General features: G+C 58.4%; 2 protein-coding genes. Both read right to left on the bottom strand.

The annotated features are described in order from the left end of the window. Positions 1 to 887, bottom strand: an 887-nt coding sequence (locus EN780_RS33995) for a type IV secretory system conjugative DNA transfer family protein (protein WP_133372877.1), incomplete at its 3' end; no start/stop codon positions are given. After that, positions 884 to 1506, bottom strand: a 623-nt coding sequence (locus tag EN780_RS34000; protein ID WP_189556979.1) for an ATPase, T2SS/T4P/T4SS family, incomplete at its 5' end; no start/stop codon positions are given. The genes EN780_RS34000 and EN780_RS33995, both read right to left, overlap by 4 nt.

The raw sequence follows: 1506 nt of genomic DNA on the forward strand, positions 1-1506 counted from the left end.
GCGTTGAAGCTTTCCAACGTGAATTTGGACAGGTACGGCTCTTTGGCCTTGATGAATTTCATCAAGGCCTGAAGGTCGACGCCGCTGTTGAAGAACGAATTGACCTCCCCGAGATTGCGCCGGCCATTATAAAATGGGCTTTCCAGCACATAGCTGATAGCGCCTGCCATGACCTGTTGAGCGGTCGCCTGCCATACCGAGTTTTCGGATTCAGTGTTTTCGGGAACGAGAATACTCGCAGTGTTCTGGATATCGGTCGTGCGATTTCCGCGTTCCTGGCGAATGAAGTCGAGAGGGTTGTAGCGGTTCGTCCGCTCCGCGCCTGGCGCGAAAAGGAAGACCTGGCTGCCGCTGCGTCGGCGATATCCGGCCGTCGCCTTGAAAATCTCTCCCTTGAGGTCGGTAACAATCATCGACCCTTCATGCATCAGAGCATTGGGGATGACATAGCCGGCGCCTTTGCCCGATCTTGTCGGCCCGATGATCAGATGGTGACGATCATCCTTGGTGCGCAGGATTTTGCGGCCGACGCGACCGAAGACATGGCCGGCTTTGCGAAACCACTTGCCGCGGCGGAGAGAAGCGATGTCCTGAAAGGCCGCGTCACCGAGTGGGCTGCCTTGCGGCCGAAGGCCGAGCAATGCAGCCAGGCCGCCGGCAAGTAGGGCAGGGACGAGCGCCCCGATCGCGACCATCTGCAATGTGGTGTTGCTCTTGTAGAGCCAGAATTGTTGCAATGGGGCGAATGGATTGGTGGTGATCGTCGCTTCGAGAATGCGGCCGTCACGGAAAAAAATCTGGAGGCCGAGGCCATAGCCGAGAATCCAGACTGCAAACACGATTGCGGTGCAGAAGAGCAGGTAAGAGGCCTTATAGCCCTGGCTCATGATTCATCCCGGGCAAAGAAGATTTCCGACACGCCGCGCTTGCCGCCGTCGCGGCGGAGCTGGATGACGATCGGGATGACCATCTGAATGTAGGACATCAGATCGGCCTTGGAATAACCTGACGACATGCCAGCCTGCTGCATCATCATGGCAAGTTGCTCGTAGGCACCCATCGGCGTATCGGCATGGACCGTGGACATGCTGCCGGGGTGGCCGGTGTTGATCGCGCGCAGGAACGCGAAGGCTTCGGCGCCGCGGATTTCGCCGACAAACAGGCGGTCGGGGCGCATGCGAAGCGATGCTTCGAGCAGGCTTTGAATCGTCACGTCAGCCGTGCCCTGATCGCCCTTTGGGGCGAGGAGGTGCACCTTGTTAGCCTGGGGCGGTAACAGTTCGCGTGTGTCTTCAAGCGTCAGAATGCGCTCATTGGCATCGATGCTTTTCAAGCACGCGTTGAGAAACGTCGTCTTGCCGGAGGAAGTGCCGCCGCTGATCAGGATCGATACCCGTTTCGTGATCGCCGTATGGATGAAGTCATAGATGCGGCCGCCGCGCAGATGGGCAATCAAGTCGCGATCGATGTCACTTAGGCGGCCGACGGCGACCGATACTCTGTCTC

It is taken from the genome of Mesorhizobium sp. M4B.F.Ca.ET.089.01.1.1, from assembly GCF_004022605.1.
Lineage (GTDB): Bacteria > Pseudomonadota > Alphaproteobacteria > Rhizobiales > Rhizobiaceae > Mesorhizobium > Mesorhizobium abyssinicae.